The sequence below is a fragment of the Halalkalibacter flavus genome (assembly GCF_036663575.1).
In the GTDB taxonomy this organism is placed as follows: Bacteria; Bacillota; Bacilli; order Bacillales; family Bacillaceae_D; genus Halalkalibacter; species Halalkalibacter flavus.
Window position 1 is genome coordinate 14365 of the sequence record NZ_JAWRVK010000047.1, and the last position, 18537, is coordinate 32901.

20 protein-coding genes are annotated in these 18537 nt (G+C 38.5%); 15 read left to right on the top strand and 5 right to left on the bottom strand.

What is annotated here, in order from left to right; genetic code table 11:
* The first annotated feature begins 64 nt into the window (after positions 1–64).
* The 4 genes from SAY88_RS21270 to moaD are packed head-to-tail and all read left to right on the top strand — an operon-like array spanning position 65 to position 2525.
* Positions 65–1345, top strand: a complete 1281-nt coding sequence (locus SAY88_RS21270; RefSeq protein ID WP_332634164.1) for a molybdopterin molybdotransferase MoeA — start codon at positions 65–67, stop codon at positions 1343–1345.
* Positions 1309–1842, top strand: a complete 534-nt coding sequence (gene mobB, locus SAY88_RS21275) for a molybdopterin-guanine dinucleotide biosynthesis protein B (protein ID WP_332634165.1) — start codon at positions 1309–1311, stop codon at positions 1840–1842. Before SAY88_RS21270 ends, mobB begins: the two co-directional genes overlap by 37 nt.
* A complete protein-coding gene (locus tag SAY88_RS21280; protein WP_332634166.1) occupies positions 1826–2299 on the top strand; it encodes a molybdenum cofactor biosynthesis protein MoaE in 474 nt (157 codons plus the stop codon). The genes mobB and SAY88_RS21280 overlap by 17 nt, the downstream gene beginning before the upstream one ends.
* The gene (moaD, locus tag SAY88_RS21285) at positions 2292–2525 is read left to right on the top strand and encodes a molybdopterin converting factor subunit 1 (protein ID WP_332634168.1); all 234 of its coding nucleotides are present in this window, start codon (positions 2292–2294) and stop codon (positions 2523–2525) included. The genes SAY88_RS21280 and moaD overlap by 8 nt, the downstream gene beginning before the upstream one ends.
* Positions 2526–2570: 45 nt before the next feature.
* Here the strand turns inward: moaD and SAY88_RS21290 are convergent, their stop codons facing one another.
* Together SAY88_RS21290 and fdhD are read right to left on the bottom strand one after the other, a co-directional pair.
* Positions 2571–2801 (bottom strand): hypothetical protein, encoded by a 231-nt coding sequence (locus SAY88_RS21290; protein WP_332634169.1) that lies wholly within the window; start codon positions 2799–2801, stop codon positions 2571–2573.
* 21 nt (positions 2802–2822) lie between these two features.
* Positions 2823–3620 carry a formate dehydrogenase accessory sulfurtransferase FdhD gene (gene fdhD, locus SAY88_RS21295; protein ID WP_332634170.1) on the bottom strand — a complete coding sequence of 266 codons (798 nt, stop codon included), beginning with the start codon at positions 3618–3620 and terminating at the stop codon, positions 2823–2825.
* A 369-nt stretch (positions 3621–3989) separates the two neighbouring features.
* Here fdhD and SAY88_RS21300 point away from each other — a divergent pair, with 369 nt between their 5' ends.
* The 8 genes from SAY88_RS21300 to SAY88_RS21335 all read left to right on the top strand — a co-directional run bounded on the left by SAY88_RS21300 (position 3990) and on the right by SAY88_RS21335 (position 14022).
* A complete protein-coding gene (locus SAY88_RS21300) occupies positions 3990–5246 on the top strand; it encodes an L-lactate MFS transporter (RefSeq protein ID WP_332634172.1) in 1257 nt (418 codons plus the stop codon).
* A 63-nt stretch (positions 5247–5309) separates the two neighbouring features.
* Positions 5310–5672, top strand: a complete 363-nt coding sequence (locus SAY88_RS21305; RefSeq protein ID WP_332634173.1) for a Na-translocating system protein MpsC family protein — start codon at positions 5310–5312, stop codon at positions 5670–5672.
* Positions 5673–5812: 140 nt separating this feature from the next.
* Positions 5813–8173: an FdhF/YdeP family oxidoreductase gene (locus tag SAY88_RS21310; RefSeq protein ID WP_332634175.1), complete on the top strand. Its 2361-nt coding sequence runs from the start codon at positions 5813–5815 to the stop codon at positions 8171–8173.
* Between the two features lie 163 nt (positions 8174–8336).
* Entirely contained in the window at positions 8337–8894 is a 558-nt protein-coding gene (locus SAY88_RS21315; protein ID WP_332634176.1) for a glycerol-3-phosphate responsive antiterminator, read from the top strand.
* Between the two features lie 264 nt (positions 8895–9158).
* Positions 9159–9989, top strand: coding sequence for an MIP/aquaporin family protein (locus SAY88_RS21320; RefSeq protein ID WP_332634178.1), 831 nt, complete (start codon positions 9159–9161; stop codon positions 9987–9989).
* 30 nt (positions 9990–10019) lie between these two features.
* A complete protein-coding gene (gene glpK / locus SAY88_RS21325) occupies positions 10020–11513 on the top strand; it encodes a glycerol kinase GlpK (protein WP_332634180.1) in 1494 nt (497 codons plus the stop codon).
* 154 nt (positions 11514–11667) lie between these two features.
* Entirely contained in the window at positions 11668–13347 is a 1680-nt protein-coding gene (locus SAY88_RS21330) for a glycerol-3-phosphate dehydrogenase/oxidase (RefSeq protein WP_332634182.1), read from the top strand.
* A 168-nt stretch (positions 13348–13515) separates the two neighbouring features.
* Positions 13516–14022, top strand: a complete 507-nt coding sequence (locus SAY88_RS21335) for a ferritin (RefSeq protein ID WP_332634184.1) — start codon at positions 13516–13518, stop codon at positions 14020–14022.
* A gap of 34 nt (positions 14023–14056) precedes the next feature.
* Here SAY88_RS21335 and SAY88_RS21340 read toward each other — a convergent pair whose 3' ends face one another.
* Together SAY88_RS21340 and SAY88_RS21345 are read right to left on the bottom strand one after the other, a co-directional pair.
* Positions 14057–14497, bottom strand: coding sequence for a Dps family protein (locus SAY88_RS21340; RefSeq protein WP_332634186.1), 441 nt, complete (start codon positions 14495–14497; stop codon positions 14057–14059).
* A 69-nt stretch (positions 14498–14566) separates the two neighbouring features.
* Complete coding sequence (locus SAY88_RS21345) at positions 14567–15241, bottom strand: B3/B4 domain-containing protein (protein WP_332634187.1); 675 nt, start codon at positions 15239–15241, stop codon at positions 14567–14569.
* Positions 15242–15316: 75 nt separating this feature from the next.
* Here SAY88_RS21345 and queG point away from each other — a divergent pair, with 75 nt between their 5' ends.
* The 3 genes from queG (at position 15317) to SAY88_RS21360 (ending at position 18080) form a co-directional block, all read left to right on the top strand.
* The gene (gene queG / locus SAY88_RS21350) at positions 15317–16456 is read left to right on the top strand and encodes a tRNA epoxyqueuosine(34) reductase QueG (RefSeq protein ID WP_332634188.1); all 1140 of its coding nucleotides are present in this window, start codon (positions 15317–15319) and stop codon (positions 16454–16456) included.
* Between the two features lie 69 nt (positions 16457–16525).
* Positions 16526–17056 (top strand): methylated-DNA--[protein]-cysteine S-methyltransferase, encoded by a 531-nt coding sequence (locus SAY88_RS21355; RefSeq protein ID WP_332634190.1) that lies wholly within the window; start codon positions 16526–16528, stop codon positions 17054–17056.
* A gap of 142 nt (positions 17057–17198) precedes the next feature.
* Positions 17199–18080: an amidase domain-containing protein gene (locus SAY88_RS21360; protein ID WP_332634191.1), complete on the top strand. Its 882-nt coding sequence runs from the start codon at positions 17199–17201 to the stop codon at positions 18078–18080.
* Here SAY88_RS21360 and SAY88_RS21365 read toward each other — a convergent pair.
* A partial coding sequence (locus SAY88_RS21365; protein ID WP_332634193.1) for a hypothetical protein occupies positions 18027–18537 on the bottom strand: 511 nt, incomplete at its 5' end. The genes SAY88_RS21360 and SAY88_RS21365 overlap by 54 nt on opposite strands.

The following is an 18537-nucleotide window of genomic DNA, read 5'->3' on the forward strand; positions in this document are numbered from 1 at the left end:
TTTCAATGATGTTTGGAATGATACAAATAGTATTTTCGAAATATTTAAAAATGGAGTGAGTGCTGTGGTAGAAAAGCGAAAGCCGATCCAAGTTGAAGAAGCAGTAAAAAGAGTAATGGAACAAGAAGTGAATCCGAAGTTTGAGACGGTTAACATAGAAGACAGTTATGGAAGGTTTTTGGCAGAAGATTTACTAGCGTCTCATGATGTACCAGCGTTCGATCGTTCTCCGTATGATGGCTTTGCTATTCGATCTGAAGATACGAACGAAGCAAACTCGAACAATCCAATTGAATTTGATGTTATTGGGGAAATTGGCGCAGGTTATGTCTTTGAAGGGGAAGTCAAACCATTTCAGGTTGTGAGAATTATGACAGGGGCTCCGATTCCAAACGGGTGCGATGCTGTAGTTATGCTTGAATTAACAAAAGAAATTAGTGATAACAAAATACTAATCAAACGTTTGTTTAAAAAAGGAGATAATATCTCTTATCAAGGGGAAGACACAAAAGAGGGAACAGTGTTAGTAAAAAAGGGCACGCAAATTAATCCAGGTATAGTTGCTTTACTTGCAACGTTTGGTTACGATCAAGTTGCTGTTGCAAAAAAGCCAGTTATCGGTGTAATCGCAACAGGAAGTGAGCTACTTAACGTTGATGAACCACTCGCTCCAGGAAAAATTAGGAATTCAAATGCATATATGATTATGGCCCAAATTGAGAGAGCTGGTGGACAAGCCATATATTTCGGGAAGTTGAACGATGATTTTGCCGCTTGTTTAACTGCAACGAAAGAAGCTCTGTCGGAAGTCGATATGTTAATAACAACAGGTGGAGTCTCTGTAGGAGATTATGACTATGTACCAGCAATTTTAAAAGAGTTAGGAGCTACCGTTCTCTTTAATAAAGTAGCGATGAGGCCTGGAAGTGTAACAACTGTTGCAAGTGTTGATGGAAAAATGGTATATGGTTTATCTGGGAACCCGTCAGCTTGTTATGTTGGATTTGAGTTATTTGTCCGACCAATGTTACGAAGATCGTTATATAATACATATCCACATCTTCAAAAAGTGAACGCTGCTTTAGGAACTGATTTTCCAAAACCAAACCCTTTTATGCGGCTGGTTCGAGCAAAAATAGATTTTATCGAAGGGAAATTAGTTGCTTCTCCTTCTGGTGTTGATAAATCGGGAATCGTAAGCTCATTAGGTGGAGCTGATTGCTTGTTGCTATTACCTGGAGGAACAAGAGGATATGAAAAAGGGATGTCTGTTGATGTATTGTTACTTGAGGATCATCAAGGGAGTGAATGGCCTTGGAACAATATTGTCCCATCTTACAGGTAGTTGGCTATCAGAATAGCGGAAAAACAACTTTAATGGAAGCACTAATTAATAGATACAGGAACGCGGGATTAAAGGTAGCAACCATTAAGCACCATGGTCATGCAAGTCCCCAAAAAAATGAGAGTGAGCTTAAGGATAGTGAGCGTCATCAAGGGGCAGGAGCTGAAATTACCGCAGTTGAAGGAGGAGGCTCATTACAGATTCATATAAAGAATCAAACTTGGTCTCTAGAAAAAATGGTGAAATTATACGAAAGCTTTTCACCTGATATTATATTGGTAGAAGGGTTTAAAAAAGAGCACTATCCAAAAGTTGTGATCCTTCGTAGTGATAAGGATATTGAATTGTTGCAGGCAAGCAATATCGTCTGTGCGATTACGTGGGAGCCCCTACCAGATTACCAACAAACATTTCCAACCTTTCACGTGGATGATACGTCAAAATCTATCGAATATATATTACAGAAATTGAGTGATAAACATGAGTCAACTATTTGATATCAAAGATACGCCACTATCGATTGAAGAAGTAGTGGAAAAGGTGACTAGAAGAGAATGCGGTGCCATTGCAACGTTTATCGGAACAGTAAGAGAGTTAACACATGGAAAACGAACGTTAAAGTTAGAGTATCAAGCTTATAAACCTATGGCGATAAAAATGTTAGAACAAATTGGTCAAGAAGTTCGTGATAAGTGGCCAGGTTCAACGATTGCGATTACACACCGTGTCGGGACGTTGGATATATCTGAGATTGCTGTTATTATTGCTGTTTCCACCCCTCACCGTAAAGCAGCTTACGAAGCAAATGAATATGCGATGGAGCGAATCAAGCAAATTGTCCCAATATGGAAGAAAGAGTTTTGGGAGGATGGTACGAAATGGGTTGGCGATCAGCTAGAACAGACCGCTTATCCAGAAGGGAAACCCAGTATTAAGGGGGAAGAAAATGATTAAAATTTTATTATTTGCTGAACTTCAAGAAGAAGCAGGTACAGATCAAGTCGAGGTTGATAAAGCAGGTGTAACGGTAAATGAAGTCAAGTCTTGGCTACAAAAACAGTACAATTTAACAGCACTTGAAAATACGATGATAGCGATAAACGAAAGCTACGCCGATGAAAACGAAGTAGTTAAAGATGGAGATGTGATTGCTTTTATTCCACCTGTTAGTGGAGGTTGAGTAATTGTGAAAACCCCTGATCCATTAAGAGTCAGGGGTTTTTTCTTATGCTTTCAGTAAGTTAGCAATCGCTTCATTGCGAGTGAGCTGTTCTTCTTCGGAAGCTAGGTCGTATTTCTTTAACAAGTGAAATAATTCGTTTAACTCAAGCTGAGTTGGGTTCGTAGCTAAGAACGTTTGACATTTTTCAAATAGCTCAGCAGGCAAAAAAGATTTTTGGGAATCTAATTTAGAAAGAACATCTTCTAAAGGGTGATCTAGTTTACAAGAGCTCATACAATTCCTCCTTCCTTTAGTTTACTTACTTTCAAGAACAATCCGTTTGGGATGTGAATAAATATTAAAGGATGACCCTCTAATAAATCCCACAGCTGTTATATTTAAGTCTTCTGCAAGCTGTATCGCTAAATCGGTAGGGGCTGACTTTGATAAGACGATCCCGACCCCGATTTTAGCGGCTTTTGTTAATATTTCTGATGAAATCCGACCACTAAATACAAGAATTTTGTCTCTGACAGAGATTCCGTTTAATAGTGAATAACCATAAAGCTTATCAAGTGCGTTATGTCTTCCGATGTCTGAGCGGCTAATAATGAGCTCATGGGCCGTGCAGAGAGCTGCATTATGAACCCCGCCTGTATTTTTAAATACAACACTAGTATCTTGCATTTTTTTCATTAGATCAATACACTGTTCAGCTGTAACCGTTGTTGATGTCATCGATGTTTTTGCTGTGCGCACGTCATTCTGAAAATAAAATTGTCGGCTTTTGCCGCAGCAGGATCCAATGAAACGTTTAGAAAAAAACTGCTGGTTCTTAATTTCAGTAGTATGTAATTGGACGTAGGCAAAACCACGTTCTTGATCAATAGACATTTCCTTTATTTCTTTTTTAAAGTGAATTACACCTTCAGATGCTAAGAAACCGATGACCAATTCTTCCAAATTGCTTGGGCTACAAACCATTGTAGCAAATTCTTCGTTATTTATATAAATAGTCAGAGGGAACTCGATTACGATATCATCTTCTACTCTAGAAAAAAGATGATGACTATACTTGGTAATGGATCTAATTGAGCTAAGTGAATCAGTCAAGCAAATAACCCCCTTTGTATGTTAGAAAATAGTAACGTATCAAATATAAACACATTCTCTTGAAACTGACAAGACTTCGAATAAAAAATCAATCATATAATCTATAAATTTACAATATAAATATATTGAATTTTTTTTGAAAACAAGTTATGATTTATTTGCATTCATAAATCTGTAACATTTAATGATCGAGATAGCGACCCTGTCTTCGGTATTAAGTGAGCAGTAGTTGTAAGCGATTACTATTGGTATAAAGTAGCGAAACCTGCTTGAGACTAATCGTCGTGCTTTTTTAAGGAATCTTTTTTTCCTTTAAGAGAGTTACGTCGATTTTTTTGTGTTTAGTTGGAAGGAAAAGGAGTGAACAAAATGGGAGAAACGAAGGGGAAATTGAAGAATCGATGGTTAATTGCATTAGCTGCCGTTGGAATTCATATTTCGATAGGGTCTGTTTATGCATGGAGTGTTTTTACTAACCCGATTAGAGAGCAACTTGGCTGGGATTTAAGTGCTGTTTCCTTAACATTTAGTATTGCAATTGTGTTTTTAGGTTTATCAGCAGCCTTTATGGGACATTTTGTTGAAAAGTATGGCCCGAGAAAGTCGGGGATAGTGGCAGCAACATTCTTTGGTGTTGGATTAGTCGGAGCTGGTTTTGCCATTAACATAGAGTCCATTGGGCTTTTATATTTCACATACGGAGCACTTGGTGGAATTGGTCTTGGTGTTGGTTATATTACACCTGTATCGACACTTGTTAAATGGTTTCCAGATCGTCGTGGGTTAGCAACAGGGCTTGCGATTATGGGATTTGGTTTTTCTGCTATGATAGCTAGTCCAATTATGGCAAGCTTAATTGGTTCAGTTGGAATTGCTAATACGTTTTTCACGTTAGGTATTATTTATTTTATCATTATGTTAGCATCGGCTCTTTACATTGAAAGACCGCCTGTTGGCTATATGGAAAATGTACAAAGCGACGGAAAGAAAATTAAATCTGATCTTTCGCAATTGACAGCAAATGAAGCGGTGAAAACAAGAAGATTTTGGTATTTATGGGTGATGTTATTTATTAACGTAACTTGCGGAATTGCCATATTATCTGTTGCCTCACCGATGGCTCAAGAAATAGCGGGTCTGTCAGCAGCTGCAGCAGCAACAATGGTCGGTGTAATGGGGGTATTTAATGGTTTAGGACGTATTGGTTGGGCATCTGTATCAGACTACTTAGGCCGTGCAAATGTCTATACAGCATTTTTTATCATCCAGATTGTAACGTTCTTTGCTCTACCTAGTATTACACATGCAATTTTATTCCAAGCAGTATTGTTCTTAATTCTTACTTGTTATGGTGGTGGATTTGCAGCAATCCCAGCCTATATTGGAGATCTGTTTGGGACAAAGCAGCTTGGTGCCATTCACGGTTATATTTTAACTGCATGGGCATTAGCTGGACTAGTTGGACCAATCCTAGCATCTTGGATTCGTGAAACAACTGATAGTTATGCGGGTACTCTTTATATTTTTGGATTTATGTTTATTGCAGCATTGATTGTTTCTCTTGTGATCCGTATTGATATTAAGCAATTAAAAGAAAAGAACGAAGTAAGGAATTTAGCTAGTTAACCTATTTGACATTTAAAGATACTCGAACTACTCTTTTAGTAAAAGAAAATGAGGGTACAGGAAATGAACAAATATGAAGCGGAATTTAGTAATTTAGTACGTTCCTTCAGGAAGAAGCATATGGGTAAAGGTCCAAGCAAAATAAGTACAACGTTTTGCAAAAAATGGGCAATATGTGAGATGGAAGGCAATCTCTCGCCTGTTGAGAAGTTTATCGCAACAGCAGATGAAGGAAAGCAAATGCTGCGAGCTGCAAGAACAGAAATGGTCAAAGATATGTATCGGAAAAATCCTCCTTCTGAGATGGAAGAGTTCTTGCAGTGTAAATTCATAGACCTATTTGTAGATATTGATATTGAAAAAGACTTTGGGATATCGATTTTTGTATTTGATGAAGACATAGAAGAGAAATTCTCAAAAAAATAATTTTGGTTTGGTACTTAGTAGCGATCCTGCAGAAGACTTAACCACCGTCCATACCACTAATAAATTGGGGTAGTACGGTGGTTTTTTTATTGAGATGGCCATAGAGATTAAGTAATTAGTATTTGGGGGAGTGAGTGATCATGGGAAAAACAAAACATCAAGGACCGATAAAAGCAACAAAAGCACTTCAACCGAAACATTGGGTAAGTCCAATTCCGTTTGGTCTTGGAAAAGTGAAGCCAAAACATATTCGTGATTCAATGAAAATTGCTTGGGATAATAAAGATAATATTGGATATGCAACGAGAATTTTAACAAAAGGTGTTTGTGATGGCTGTGCATTAGGCGTTTCAGGAATGTTTGATCAGACGTTAAAAGGCCCTCATATGTGTACAACAAGACTCAATGTACTTAGATTAAATACAGCACCGGCTATTAAAGAAGAAATACTACATGCGGATATTGACGAATTAAGAAAGTATGACAGTACAGAATTGAGAAAATTAGGCCGGATTCCTTATCCTCTTATTCGCCGCAAAGGAGAGCGGAAATTTTCTCGTTTAACGTGGGATGAAGCAATGGATATGATTGCTGACAAGATGAAGCAATTAAATCCAAGACAATATGCGTTTTACTTAACATCAAGAGGTATCACAAATGAATCGTATTATGTTGCTGCAAAAGTAGCACGGTTCTTAGGTGCAAACAACATCGATAATGCAAGCCGCATTTGTCATTCACCGAGTAAAACCGCGTTAAAACGCTCTATTGGAGTCGGTGCATCTACTTGTAATTATCAAGATTGGTTTGGAGCAGATGTTCTCTTATTCTGGGGAAGTGTCGCATCGAATGCATCACCAGTCTCAACAAAATATATGCTAGAGGCGAAAAAACGTGGGGCAAAGATTATCGTTATTAACCCTTATAAAGAGCCAGCGATGGATAAATACTGGGTGCCATCAAATGCAGAATCAGCGTTATTTGGAACGAAGCTTGCTGATGATTTCTATCAAGTGAATATTGGTGGAGATATCGCCTTTATGCAAGGGATTATGAAGCATTGGTTTGAGATGGAAGAGGCTGTCCATGGTTCAGCTATTAATCATGAATTCATTCAGGAACATGTGAATTCTTATGAGGAATTAAAAGCACATGTCGTCGCTCAATCATGGGATGACATTATTAAGTCATCAGGAATTACGAAAGAAAGAATTATTGAGTTATCAGAGCTATTAGCGAATAGCAAAAATGCGGTATATGCGTGGGCATTAGGGTTAACGATGCATGCATTTGCATCAGATAATATTTCTCAAGTAGCCAATCTTGCTCTTCTTCGTGGACACATAGGACGCAAATACAATGGGTTAATGCCGTTCCGTGGTCACTCTTCTGTTCAAGGGTCTGGTGAAATGGGGGCAGATCCATTCGTATTACCAGGTGGAGATTTTGTTGAAGACAATATCGCTCGCATGGAAAAGATATGGGGATTTAACATTCCGAGATGGCAAGGGGATGTTGTTGGGATTACATTAGAAAACATCGTTCTTCCAGAAGACCATGAACGTAAAGTAAAACTATACTATATGTCAGGTGGAAACTTCTTAGAGACGATGCCTGATCCGAATTTTATTGAAAAGGCATTAGCTGAATTAGAAATTCGAGTTCACCAAGATATTATCTTAAACACTTCAACTCTCGTAGATGCAAAAGAAGCTGTCATTGTTCTTCCGGCAAAAACTCGTTACGAGCAAGATGGAGGCGGTACTTCTACATCAACAGAGCGAATGGTCTATTTCTCACCAGAAATTGAAGGAAATAAAAATCATATCCAAGAAGCACGTTCAGAGTGGAAGATTTACGTCGATTTTGCTAAGCGAGTGAAGCCGGATTCTGCTCATTTAGTAGATTTTAAAACAGGGCAAGAAATTCGTGATGAGATAGCGATTGCGAACCCAAATTACGAAGGAGTTCAACATTTAAAGAAACAAGGTGATGTGTTCCAATGGGGAGGAGCATGGCTTTGTGAAGACGGGATCTGTCCTACTCCAGATGGAAAAGGAAACCTGCTTCCTGTTGACATTCCTGATATGGGTAAGAAGGAAGGGCAATTTGTCCTTACGACTCGTCGCGGTAAGCAATTTAACTCAATGGTTTACAAAGAAACGGACCCCTTTAATAATGCTGAGCGATATGATGTCCTTATTAATGCAGAAGACGCCCATGGACTAAGCATCGCTGAAGGGGAAGGAATTGTCATTCATAATAGCTTTGGTGTCTTCCAAGGAAAGGCTAAATACGCCGATATTTCAAAAGGTAATTTAGGTGTTCATTTCCCAGAAGGAAACTTCTTGTTGCCAAAAGGAAGATATGAAAAACTAGCAAAAATACCAGATTACAATGTTACAGTAAAAGTAGAAAAAGCAGACCGTTACAACGCAAGAAAAGATACGAAATATGTTGAAAGAAGAATAGAAGACTTAGATATGTCTGTTCCAGGTTAATAAATAGAAAGGTTGTCTCTTAGTAACAAATCTAAGAGGCAACCTTTTTTTAGAAGTAGGGTTGTCGCCAAGGAAAAAACAAACCTTTGGGTTAAATCCCTTTGACAATAGACATCTTAATTGGTTTAATAGGCAAATATGCTATTATTAGGAGTTGGTGCAAGTGTCTTCGCAACATTTTATCGATCAAAAAATATTCCCTGCTGCAAGGACGATAAAGGAATTTGAAAAGTTATTAAAGAGCAAGTTTGAAGTCATTATCTTATTGAATAGTCATATAGGACAGTTGAAAAGTTTGATTCAATTAGCAAATAAAGCAGGGAAAAAGGTTTTTATGCACGTTGATTTAGTTCAAGGATTAAAAACAGATGAATATGCGACTCAATTTATTTGTCAGGATATCAAGCCTGCTGGCATTATCTCAACGAGGAAAAATGTCGTATTGACGGCAAAAAAGCATTCAATTATCGCTGTTCAACGTTTATTCTTATTGGACTCCATTGCGTTGGAGACAAGCTATAAATTGTTAGAAACAACAAAGCCTGATTATATAGAAGTCCTTCCAGGAGTCATGCCGCATTTCATAGAAGAAGTGTATGAAAGAACGGGTATTCCTATTATAGCTGGCGGGCTTATTCGTGAAAAAGAAGATGTTGTAAGAGCATTAGAGGCTGGAGCAATAGGAGTAACCACCTCTAGGCAAGAGTTATGGGATTTTTGAAAAAGGAAAAGGGGAAAAAGAAGTATATTCATAAAAAACATTGACAGCGTTTTCTCGATTTGCTTTAATAGTAAATAAGTTAATAGATTGTGACGGAGATTTGGAGACGAGCAAATGACCTATTCATTGAAGTGATAGGTTCCTTTGCTCGTCTTTTTTTCCATTAACAGGGAAATGAAAACGTTCTTTTAAACTCGCAGAAGGAGCGAGAAAAGTATGTTCACAGATCTTCTGTTGCGTCTAACGATAGGGGGAAATAGGACTGTGCTACCATTTATGGGAGAATTGATTGGAACGATGATTTTAATAATTTTTGGAGGAGGGGTCGTAGCAGGAAGTGTGTTAAAGAGGACGAGTTCTGAACAAGGTGGATGGATTGTTATTACATTTGGATGGGGGTTAGGGCTGGCTGCGGCTATATATGCAGTTGGCAATATTAGCGGTGCACATTTAAACCCAGCGGTAACGGTCGGTTTTGCGTTAATTGGCCAATTTTCATGGGAGAATGTCTTGCCATACATTATAGCTCAGCTTATTGGTGCCTTTATAGGTGCTGTACTCGTATGGCTGCATTATTATCCACATTGGAAACAAACACATGATAAAGATGCGAAGTTGGCTGTTTTTTCAACTTCACCATCCATCAACCATAAGCCTGCTAACTTCTTTAGTGAAGTATTTGGAACATTTATGCTTGTAATGGGGTTATTGGCGATTGGGGCAAATGAATTCACAGAAGGGCTGAACCCGTTAATTGTTGGATTGTTTATCGTTGTGATTGGAATGTCACTAGGTGGGACAACAGGATATGCGATTAATCCGGCGCGAGATTTAGGTCCAAGATTGGCTCATTTTCTTTTGCCAATCGCCGGAAAAGGCAGTTCAGGTTGGTCTTATGCTTGGATCCCGGTTGCGGGCCCTTTAATAGGTGGGGCGCTTGGTGCCCTCAGTTATGCAGCCCTTTTTGAAGGAATGGTTTACTCTAGTTTTTGGGTTGTACTCATACTCTTTTTGGTAACATTATATATATGTATGAAACAAGAAAGTAAGAGAATAGAATTACGTCAACAAGCCGAAAGAACGATTATACAATAAGGGAAAGTTAACTTAATTGGGGGAATTAAAATGGAGAAAAAATATATTTTAGCTTTGGACCAAGGAACAACCAGTTCAAGAGCGATTTTATTTGATAAGAAGGGATCTATAGTAGCTATAGAGCAAAAAGAAATAGAACAAATTTATCCTAACCCAGGATGGGTTGAACATAATGCAAATGAAATATGGGCATCAAGTCTTGCAGTTATGGCTGGTGTAATGCTCAAAGCCAATATTGATAAAGAAGAAATTGCAGGTATAGGGATTACAAATCAAAGAGAGACGGCTGTAGTTTGGGATAAGCATACAGGAAAGCCTATCTATAATGCAGTAGTCTGGCAATCAAGACAAACGGTAGGAATTTGCGAACAATTAAAAGAACAAGGCTATGAAAATATCGTTCAGGAAAAAACAGGATTGCTTATCGATGCTTATTTTTCAGGAACGAAAGTAAAATGGATTTTGGACCATGTAGAAGGGGCTAGAGAAAGTGCAGAAAAGGGCGACTTGTTATTTGGAACGATTGACACGTGGCTTATTTGGAAGTTGTCAGGCGGAAAAGTGCATGTAACGGATTTTTCCAATGCATCAAGAACCTTGATGTTTAACATCCATGACTTGAAATGGGATGACGAACTTCTGTCTATGTTAGATATACCAAAGGCAATGCTACCTGAGGTGAAGCCATCATCGGACATTTACGGAACAACGGTTGATTATCATTTCTTTGGTGCAGAGGTGCCAATTGCGGGAGCGGCTGGTGACCAACAAGCTGCGTTATTTGGGCAAGCTTGTTTTGAAGAAGGTATGGTAAAAAATACGTATGGTACAGGTTGTTTTATGTTGATGAACACAGGGGACCATGCAGTAAAATCAGATCATGGACTTTTAACTACGCTTGCTTGGGGAGTAGATGGAAAAGTTGAATACGCCCTTGAAGGAAGTATATTCGTTGCGGGTTCAGCGGTCCAATGGTTACGAGATGGACTACGAATGGTTAAGTCGGCAAAAGATACAGAACAATACGCAGAAAGAGTTAGTTCCTCTGAAGGGGTGTATGTCGTCCCCGCTTTTGTAGGTCTAGGTACGCCTTACTGGGATAGCGATGTAAGAGGAGCTGTGTTTGGTCTTACTCGTGGGACAGAGAAAGAACACTTTATTAGGGCTACGTTAGAAGCATTAGCTTATCAAACAAAAGATGTCGTAACAGCTATGGAAGCCGATTCAAGTATTAAAGTCAAGACATTGAGAGTAGATGGTGGAGCAGTTGCGAATAATTTTCTCATGCAGTTTCAAAGCGATATGTTAGGTGTGCCGGTTGAAAGACCGAGAGTTCAAGAAACAACAGCGCTTGGCGCCGCTTATTTAGCTGGATTGGCAGTTGGTTTTTGGGAAAATAAAGAGCAAATTAAAGATCAATCAGATCTTGATCGTCGTTTTGAAGCAGCTATGCCAGAATCTGAACAAAAATCACTTTATCAAGGGTGGAAAAAGGCTGTAGAAGCTGCAAAAATCTTCAAATAAGTCTTGAAATTTCTTAGAAGTACAGTATAATTTTAAGTAAGTTAATATTGGTCGGAGAATAGGAGAAGACCACAACACTCTAATTAGCTAGAAGCTAGTTAGAGATGTTGTGGTCTTCTTTTTTTCTTTCATCATCTAATAAGGGGAGATATACATGCCAACATTTGCAAGCAAAGAACGTGAAACGATTTTAGAAGATATGAGTAAGAAAACATTGGACCTATTAGTAATTGGAGGGGGAATTACAGGGGCTGGTATTGCTCTAGACGCTCAAGTGAGAGGGTTAGAAACAGGCTTGATTGAAATGCAAGATTTTGCAGCTGGTACATCAAGCAGGTCTACTAAGCTTGTTCATGGCGGACTTCGATATTTAAAGCAGTTTGAAGTGAAACTAGTCGCAGAAGTAGGGAAAGAGCGTGCCATTGTGTACGAAAATGCTCCTCATGTTACAACACCAGAGTGGATGCTTTTGCCGATGATTAAAGGGGGGACATTTGGAAAATTCTCAACATCGATTGGACTAAAAGTATATGATTTCTTAGCTGGAGTAAGAAAGCATGAACGCCGCAAAATGTTAAATAAAAATGGTGTTTTGCAAAAAGAGCCGCTTGTACGTAAAAATGGTTTGAAAGGTGGCGGAATCTATGTTGAGTATCGGACAGATGATGCTCGCTTAACGTTAGAAGTAATGAAAGAAGCGGTAACAAGAGGAACAAAAGCAACAAATTATACAAAAGCAGAAGGCTTTATTTATAAGAATGGAAAAGTGGTTGCTGTAAAAGTAAGGGACCTTTTGTCTGGTAAAAAGTACGAAATCTATGCGAAGAAAATTGTTAATGCAGCAGGACCATGGGTAGATACTCTTCGTGAAGAAGATGGGTCTAAAAAAGGGAAGTATCTGCATCTAACAAAAGGAGTTCATCTCGTAATTGACCAAAGTCGATTTCCACTTAAGCAGGCCGTATATTTTGATACAGAAAAGGATGGCCGTATGGTCTTTGCTATCCCTCGTGACGGGAAAACGTATGTTGGAACAACGGATACGTTCTACAACGAAGATATCATGCATCCTAGAATGACAGAGGAAGACAGAAGCTATATTATAAATGCTGTGAACTATATGTTTCCTTCAGTGAAACTAACTGCTAAAGATATCGAATCAAGTTGGGCAGGGCTACGTCCACTCATTCATGAAGAAGGAAAAAGTGCCTCAGAAATTTCTCGTAAAGATGAAATTTTCATTTCAGATACTGGATTAATCTCAATTGCAGGTGGAAAGCTTACAGGTTACCGGAAGATGGCTGAACGTATTGTTGACGTAGTTGCAAAAGAGTTAGGTAATCAAAAGCGATGTACAACGGCTGAGATCAAATTATCAGGTGGAAATGTTGGGGGCTCTGTTCAGTTTGATTCCTTTATTGAGAAAAAGGTGGCTGAAGGTGTGGCGCTTGGACTAAACAAAACAGAGGCTAAACGTGTCACAAAATTGTATGGATCAAATGTTGATAAAGTGTTTTCTCGCTTAAAAAACAATAGGGAAGAAGTGAAAAAAAGCCACCTTCCACCTTTACTGTTAGCTCAACTTCAATATGGGATGGAGGAAGAAATGGTTTCGACTCCGACTGATTTCTTCAATCGGCGCACGAGTGCATTATTCTTTAATATACAATGGGTAGAAGAGTGGAAAGGGTTAGTGACAGACTATATGGCCAAAAAGTTACGTTGGTCTAAAGAAGAGAAGGAAAGGCACTTTGCCTATTTAGCTACCGAACTGCATTACGCAAAAAATCCAATTGACCCTGACCCATTAAAAAAACAAAGAAAAGTTTGTTAAAGGTGAATGGGGGGATAAGTCAGTAATCTTGTTTCCCCCCTTATTGTTGGAATTAATTAAACGTTTGTTTAATTAATTATTCACTTTCTAAACAAGTTAAATAATACGTTTCAAGACATTATAAGAAGGGGAATGCTATAATATGGATAAAGGAAAGGTGGGGTTAGGATGTTAAACGAAAAATTAAAAAAAGCGTTAAATGATCAAATGAATTTTGAATTTTATGCCGCTCATTCGTATTTAGCTATGGCAGCTTATTGTTCCGATGAAAGTTTAGATGGATTTGCTAACTTCTTTCTTGTGCAAGCTGAGGAAGAACGATTTCATGCGATGAAGTTCTACAATTTTATTAATTCACTTGGGGAAAGAGCCACGATTCAATCATTACCAGAACCTAATAACACATTCACATCTGTTTTAGACGCATTCGAAAAAGCGTTGGAACAAGAGAAGGAAGTAACGAAGAAAATTTATCACTTATCTGACCTAGCTCTCGATGATCGTGAACATGCAACAATGACATTTTTAAAGTGGTTTATTGAAGAACAAGTTGAAGAAGAAGATTTGTTTGATAGTATTATTCAAAAGCTAAAACGGATTGATGATGATAGCAATGCATTCTTTATGTTAGATGACGAATTCTCAAAGCGTACTTTCACACCAGAAGCAGAATAAACCAAAAAGGCTCCCTAAGAGGGAGTTTTTTGGTTTATTTCAAGAATGAACGTAACATCCAGTTGTGCTTTTCTAACGATTGATGAATAGCAAGTAACATATCAGCAGTTGTTTCATCACCTAACGAATCAGCTGCTTCCATGCCTTCTTTTAACTCATCGATTAATATATTAAAATCTTCTACTAATTCTCCTACCATTGACTCAGCATCTTGATTTCCACTAGCTTCTTTTACGGATGCCGTTTCAAGAAACTCTTTCATTGTTGCAACCGGGTGTCCTTTAAGTGCAAGCAAACGCTCAGCTAATTCATCGATATGTGTAGATGCCTCATTGTATAACTCTTCGAATTTATCATGAAGTGTAAAGAAAGCTGGTCCTTTTACATACCAATGATAATTGTGAAGCTTAATAAATAAAACACTCCAGTTAGCAATTTGTTTGTTTAAGATTGATGACACTTTTTCTTGACTCATATGATGACCTCCTTTAATTTTCTTCACTTTACTATTTCCCATTACAAGAAAATTATAAACCAGTTTTTTCTATTGAAAATTGACAACCTTATGTTGAAAGTCTCCGCCGTGTACTTGAGTGAACATTGTACCAGCAGCTTGAAGCAACTTTGAAGCTTCATCAATTTCCATTGAAGGTCGCATGTAAAAGAGGTGAAGAGCTGAAGTCGTATCTTCCGTAACTATAGACCTCATGGAGTCAACAATTGGACTCCCAAAAGTTCCTAGTTGATCGGCACTAACAAGTTTACCGCTCATATCATTTTCACGTCCGTTCACGCCATCGTACGCTTCATTTTCTAAGCCTAATCTAAACGTAACATCCCCTTCAATAGAGGCTAAATCGTAAATGCCTAAAGGAATTACATATTCTAATGAAAAAAATGTATTCAAATCAACAGCAGAGTGAACAAGCGGGAGAGGTTGTCCCTTTTTTATACGGCGATATAGGGCTTCATGAGATGGACGATATCTACTAGCATTCATGTTGAGCGATTTAAAGACTTGACGCCACTCGGCAATGCCTTTAAAATCGGATAGTTCTTTTGTCTCTAATTCTACTTTTAATGTTTCTTGAAAAAATTGTAAACGTCCTTTTAACATTTGAGGTGAATCACTAATCACGATATTATTGTAATGGATTGCCCCTATTTTAAACGTGGGTATCTTGGATGAAATGGATTCATCAATAAATAAATTAATCATGAGTGAGTTTCCTCCTACCATTTTTGTTTCATTGTAGCACATTGGTAGGAAAAGGATGAAGAAAGGTGATCGACTATGTCACTTGCCCAATTAAAGGATGAGCTAATTGCATATAGTAAAACAATAGGAGTTGACAAAATTGGTTTTGCTTCTGCGGACCCATTTTTACAATTAAAAGATCGACTTCTTATTCAACAACAGCTAGGTTATCAATCTGGATTCGAAGAACCTGATATAGAGAAGAGAGTCCAACCGGAAAAGCTTGTAGAAGGGGCAAGAACCATAATTTCTATTGCACTTGCTTATCCTTCAAAGATGAAAGATCCACCAAAAAGCACGCGTGAAGATCGAAGAGGGGTCTTCTGCCGAGCTTCCTGGGGGAAGGATTATCACGATGTGTTGAGAGAAAGGCTAAAAAAAATAGAGCAATTCTTGCACGAGCGTATACCTGATGCTAGGACTAAGTCAATGGTTGACACGGGTGAGCTATCAGATCGGGCAGTAGCTGAACGCGCAGGGATCGGGTGGAGTGGTAAAAACTGCGCGATCATCACTCCTGAGTTTGGAAGCTATGTGTATTTAGGAGAAGTGGTAACGACCATTCCATTTGAAGCTGACATACCAATTACAGAACAATGCGGCACTTGTAATAAATGTGTTGACGCATGTCCAACCGGGGCTTTAGTACAGGGGGGGCAGCTAGACTCTCAAAAGTGCATTGCTTATTTAACTCAAACGAAGGACTTTCTTCATGATCAATATCGTAAAAAAATAGGAAATAGACTTTACGGTTGTGATACATGTCAGCAAGTTTGCCCTGAAAACAAAGGAAAGGATTTTCATATCCATGAAGAAATGGAACCGGACCCAGAAGTAGCAAAACCAAAGCTAATTCCATTGCTTACAATGAGCAATCGAGAGTTCAAAGAAAGATTTGGCCATATATCAGGTTCATGGAGGGGAAAGAAACCAATTCAACGGAATGCGATCATTGCTTTGGCCCATTTTAAAGATAAAAAAGCATTGCCAGTTTTAATTGAGTTGCTTAAGAAAGATCCAAGACCAGTTATTAGAGGGACAGCAGCTTGGGCTATTGGTGAAATAGGTAGCTTAGAGGAGTATACTGTACTCAATAGAGCGAAAAACACCGAAAAAGATGAAAATGTTGTTCGAGAAATCGATAAAGGCCTTAATATGATTGAAAATAAACATTGATTAACAAGCGAATCTTGTTTTACTAATGTAAGATAAGGAAAAGATTGGACATTGGAAGGAAGGGATTATATGACAACGCAATTAACACACTATGTCGATGAAATGAATAGTCCCCTAGGTACTCTTACAATTGTTGCTACTGAAAAAGGCGTTTGTCACATTCATTTTGGAGAGCTATCCAAATGCTCAGCTTCATTGAAAGCTTGGTTAAAAAAGCAAGGAAGAAAAGGTGAAGTGATACGCTGTAAAGAAACACTGCATCCCATTTGTGAACAGTTAGAGGATTATTTTGCGGGTAAAAGGGATCACTTTGATGTTCCACTTGACTTATGTGGGACGGAATTTCAGAAAAAGGTGTGGAACACGTTAAAAGAAATTGAATACGGACAAACGAAGTCCTATAAAGAAATTGCTCAACAAGTAGGTGCGCCTAAAGCAGTTAGGGCTATTGGCGGAGCTAATAACCAAAATCCGGTTCCGATTATTATTCCTTGCCATCGTGTCATAGGAAGTAATGGAAATATGGTAGGGTACGGTGGCGGCTTAGATAAAAAAGAGCTTCTCTTAAGTTTAGAAGGAGCAATAGAGAAAATATCGTAAGAGAGGATGACTTAGTCATTCTTTTTTTTTTTTTTGAATTAATGGGTAACACTTTTTTCTAATCTAAATCGTTAGCTAACTTTTGTTTCATTTCGAACAAGCTGCGAGGCATAGGTTGTTATAGAAGAAAGGAGAATGAGGCATGAACCAAAAGATCATAACACAACTACATCGTATGATTAAAGAAAGAAATCACCAATTTGTTGAAGAGACAAGACGCGAAAATGTAGATAGTCTAGTTGAAAAAAAGATAAACATGAATAAAGAAAGAGGAGCTGAGATTGTTCGTTCTTTTGTTGAGGGAGATATTATTCGAAAATCTCGTATGGAAGACCATTTATATATTGATTACCTTCAGCGTTGTGAATATTTAATAAAACTAAAAGACCAAGTGTACCTTGAAGAACAAGTGGAGAGTAGGAGAGCAACGTTTGTTGGTGACCAATTGGTAGAAGATAACGTTTTTGAGTCACAGGAACAAGAGAGGGACGTAAAATTGTACGACCAAATGATTCTTGAGGGAAATGAAAGTACTTCTAATCGCTCGTATAATCGTTGGGAAGCAGTCCGGTATGCTGAAAGATGGTGGGATGATTATAATCCTAAATATCGTAAGTTTACGGATAACTGTACAAACTTTATATCGCAATGTTTACATGCAGGCGGAGCAAAAATGAATGGGTATCCAAACCGTTCAAATGGCTGGTGGTTTAGATCCAATAACTGGAGTTTTAGTTGGTCGGTTGCTCATGCATTAAGGTGGTATTTGAGTGGGGCGAATAGTGGTTTAAGAGGAGAAGAGAAGGAAAGTGCATATGATTTAGAGCTAGGTGATGTCATCTGTTATGACTTTAATGGTGATGGTCGGTGGCAGCATACTACCATTGTAGTAGAGAAAGACGCCAACGGGGAACCTCTCGTAAATGCCCAAACAACCAATAGCCGCATGCGCTATTGGAAATACGAAGACTCAACCGCCTGGACACCAAATATCAAATACAAATTTTTTAGGATAATAGGATAGATTTCGTACCAAAAGGGCGGTCTTCCCTTTTGGTACGAAATCGACGCGATGAGCGGAGCCGCCGTAAAAGGTTTTAAGCTTTTTAAGCGATCTTCTTAAAAGGCGCACGGCGAGAGAAGCCATCGCAATAATGTTCGCACAAGTAAGGATAAAAAGGGCGGTCTTCCCTTTTGGTACGAAATCGACGCGATGAGCGGAGCCGCCGTAAAAGGTTTTAAGCTTTTTAAGTGATCTTCTTAAAAGGCGCACGGCGAGAGAAGCCATCGCAATAATGTTCGCACAAGTAAGGATAAAAAGGGCGGTCTTCCCTTTTGGTACGAAATCGACGCGATGAGCGGAGCCGCCGTAAAAGGTTTTAAGCTTTTTAAGTGATCTTCTTAAAAGGCGCACGGCGAGAGAAGCCATCGCAATAATGTTCGCACAAGTAAGGATAAAAAGGGCGGTCTTCCCTTTTGGT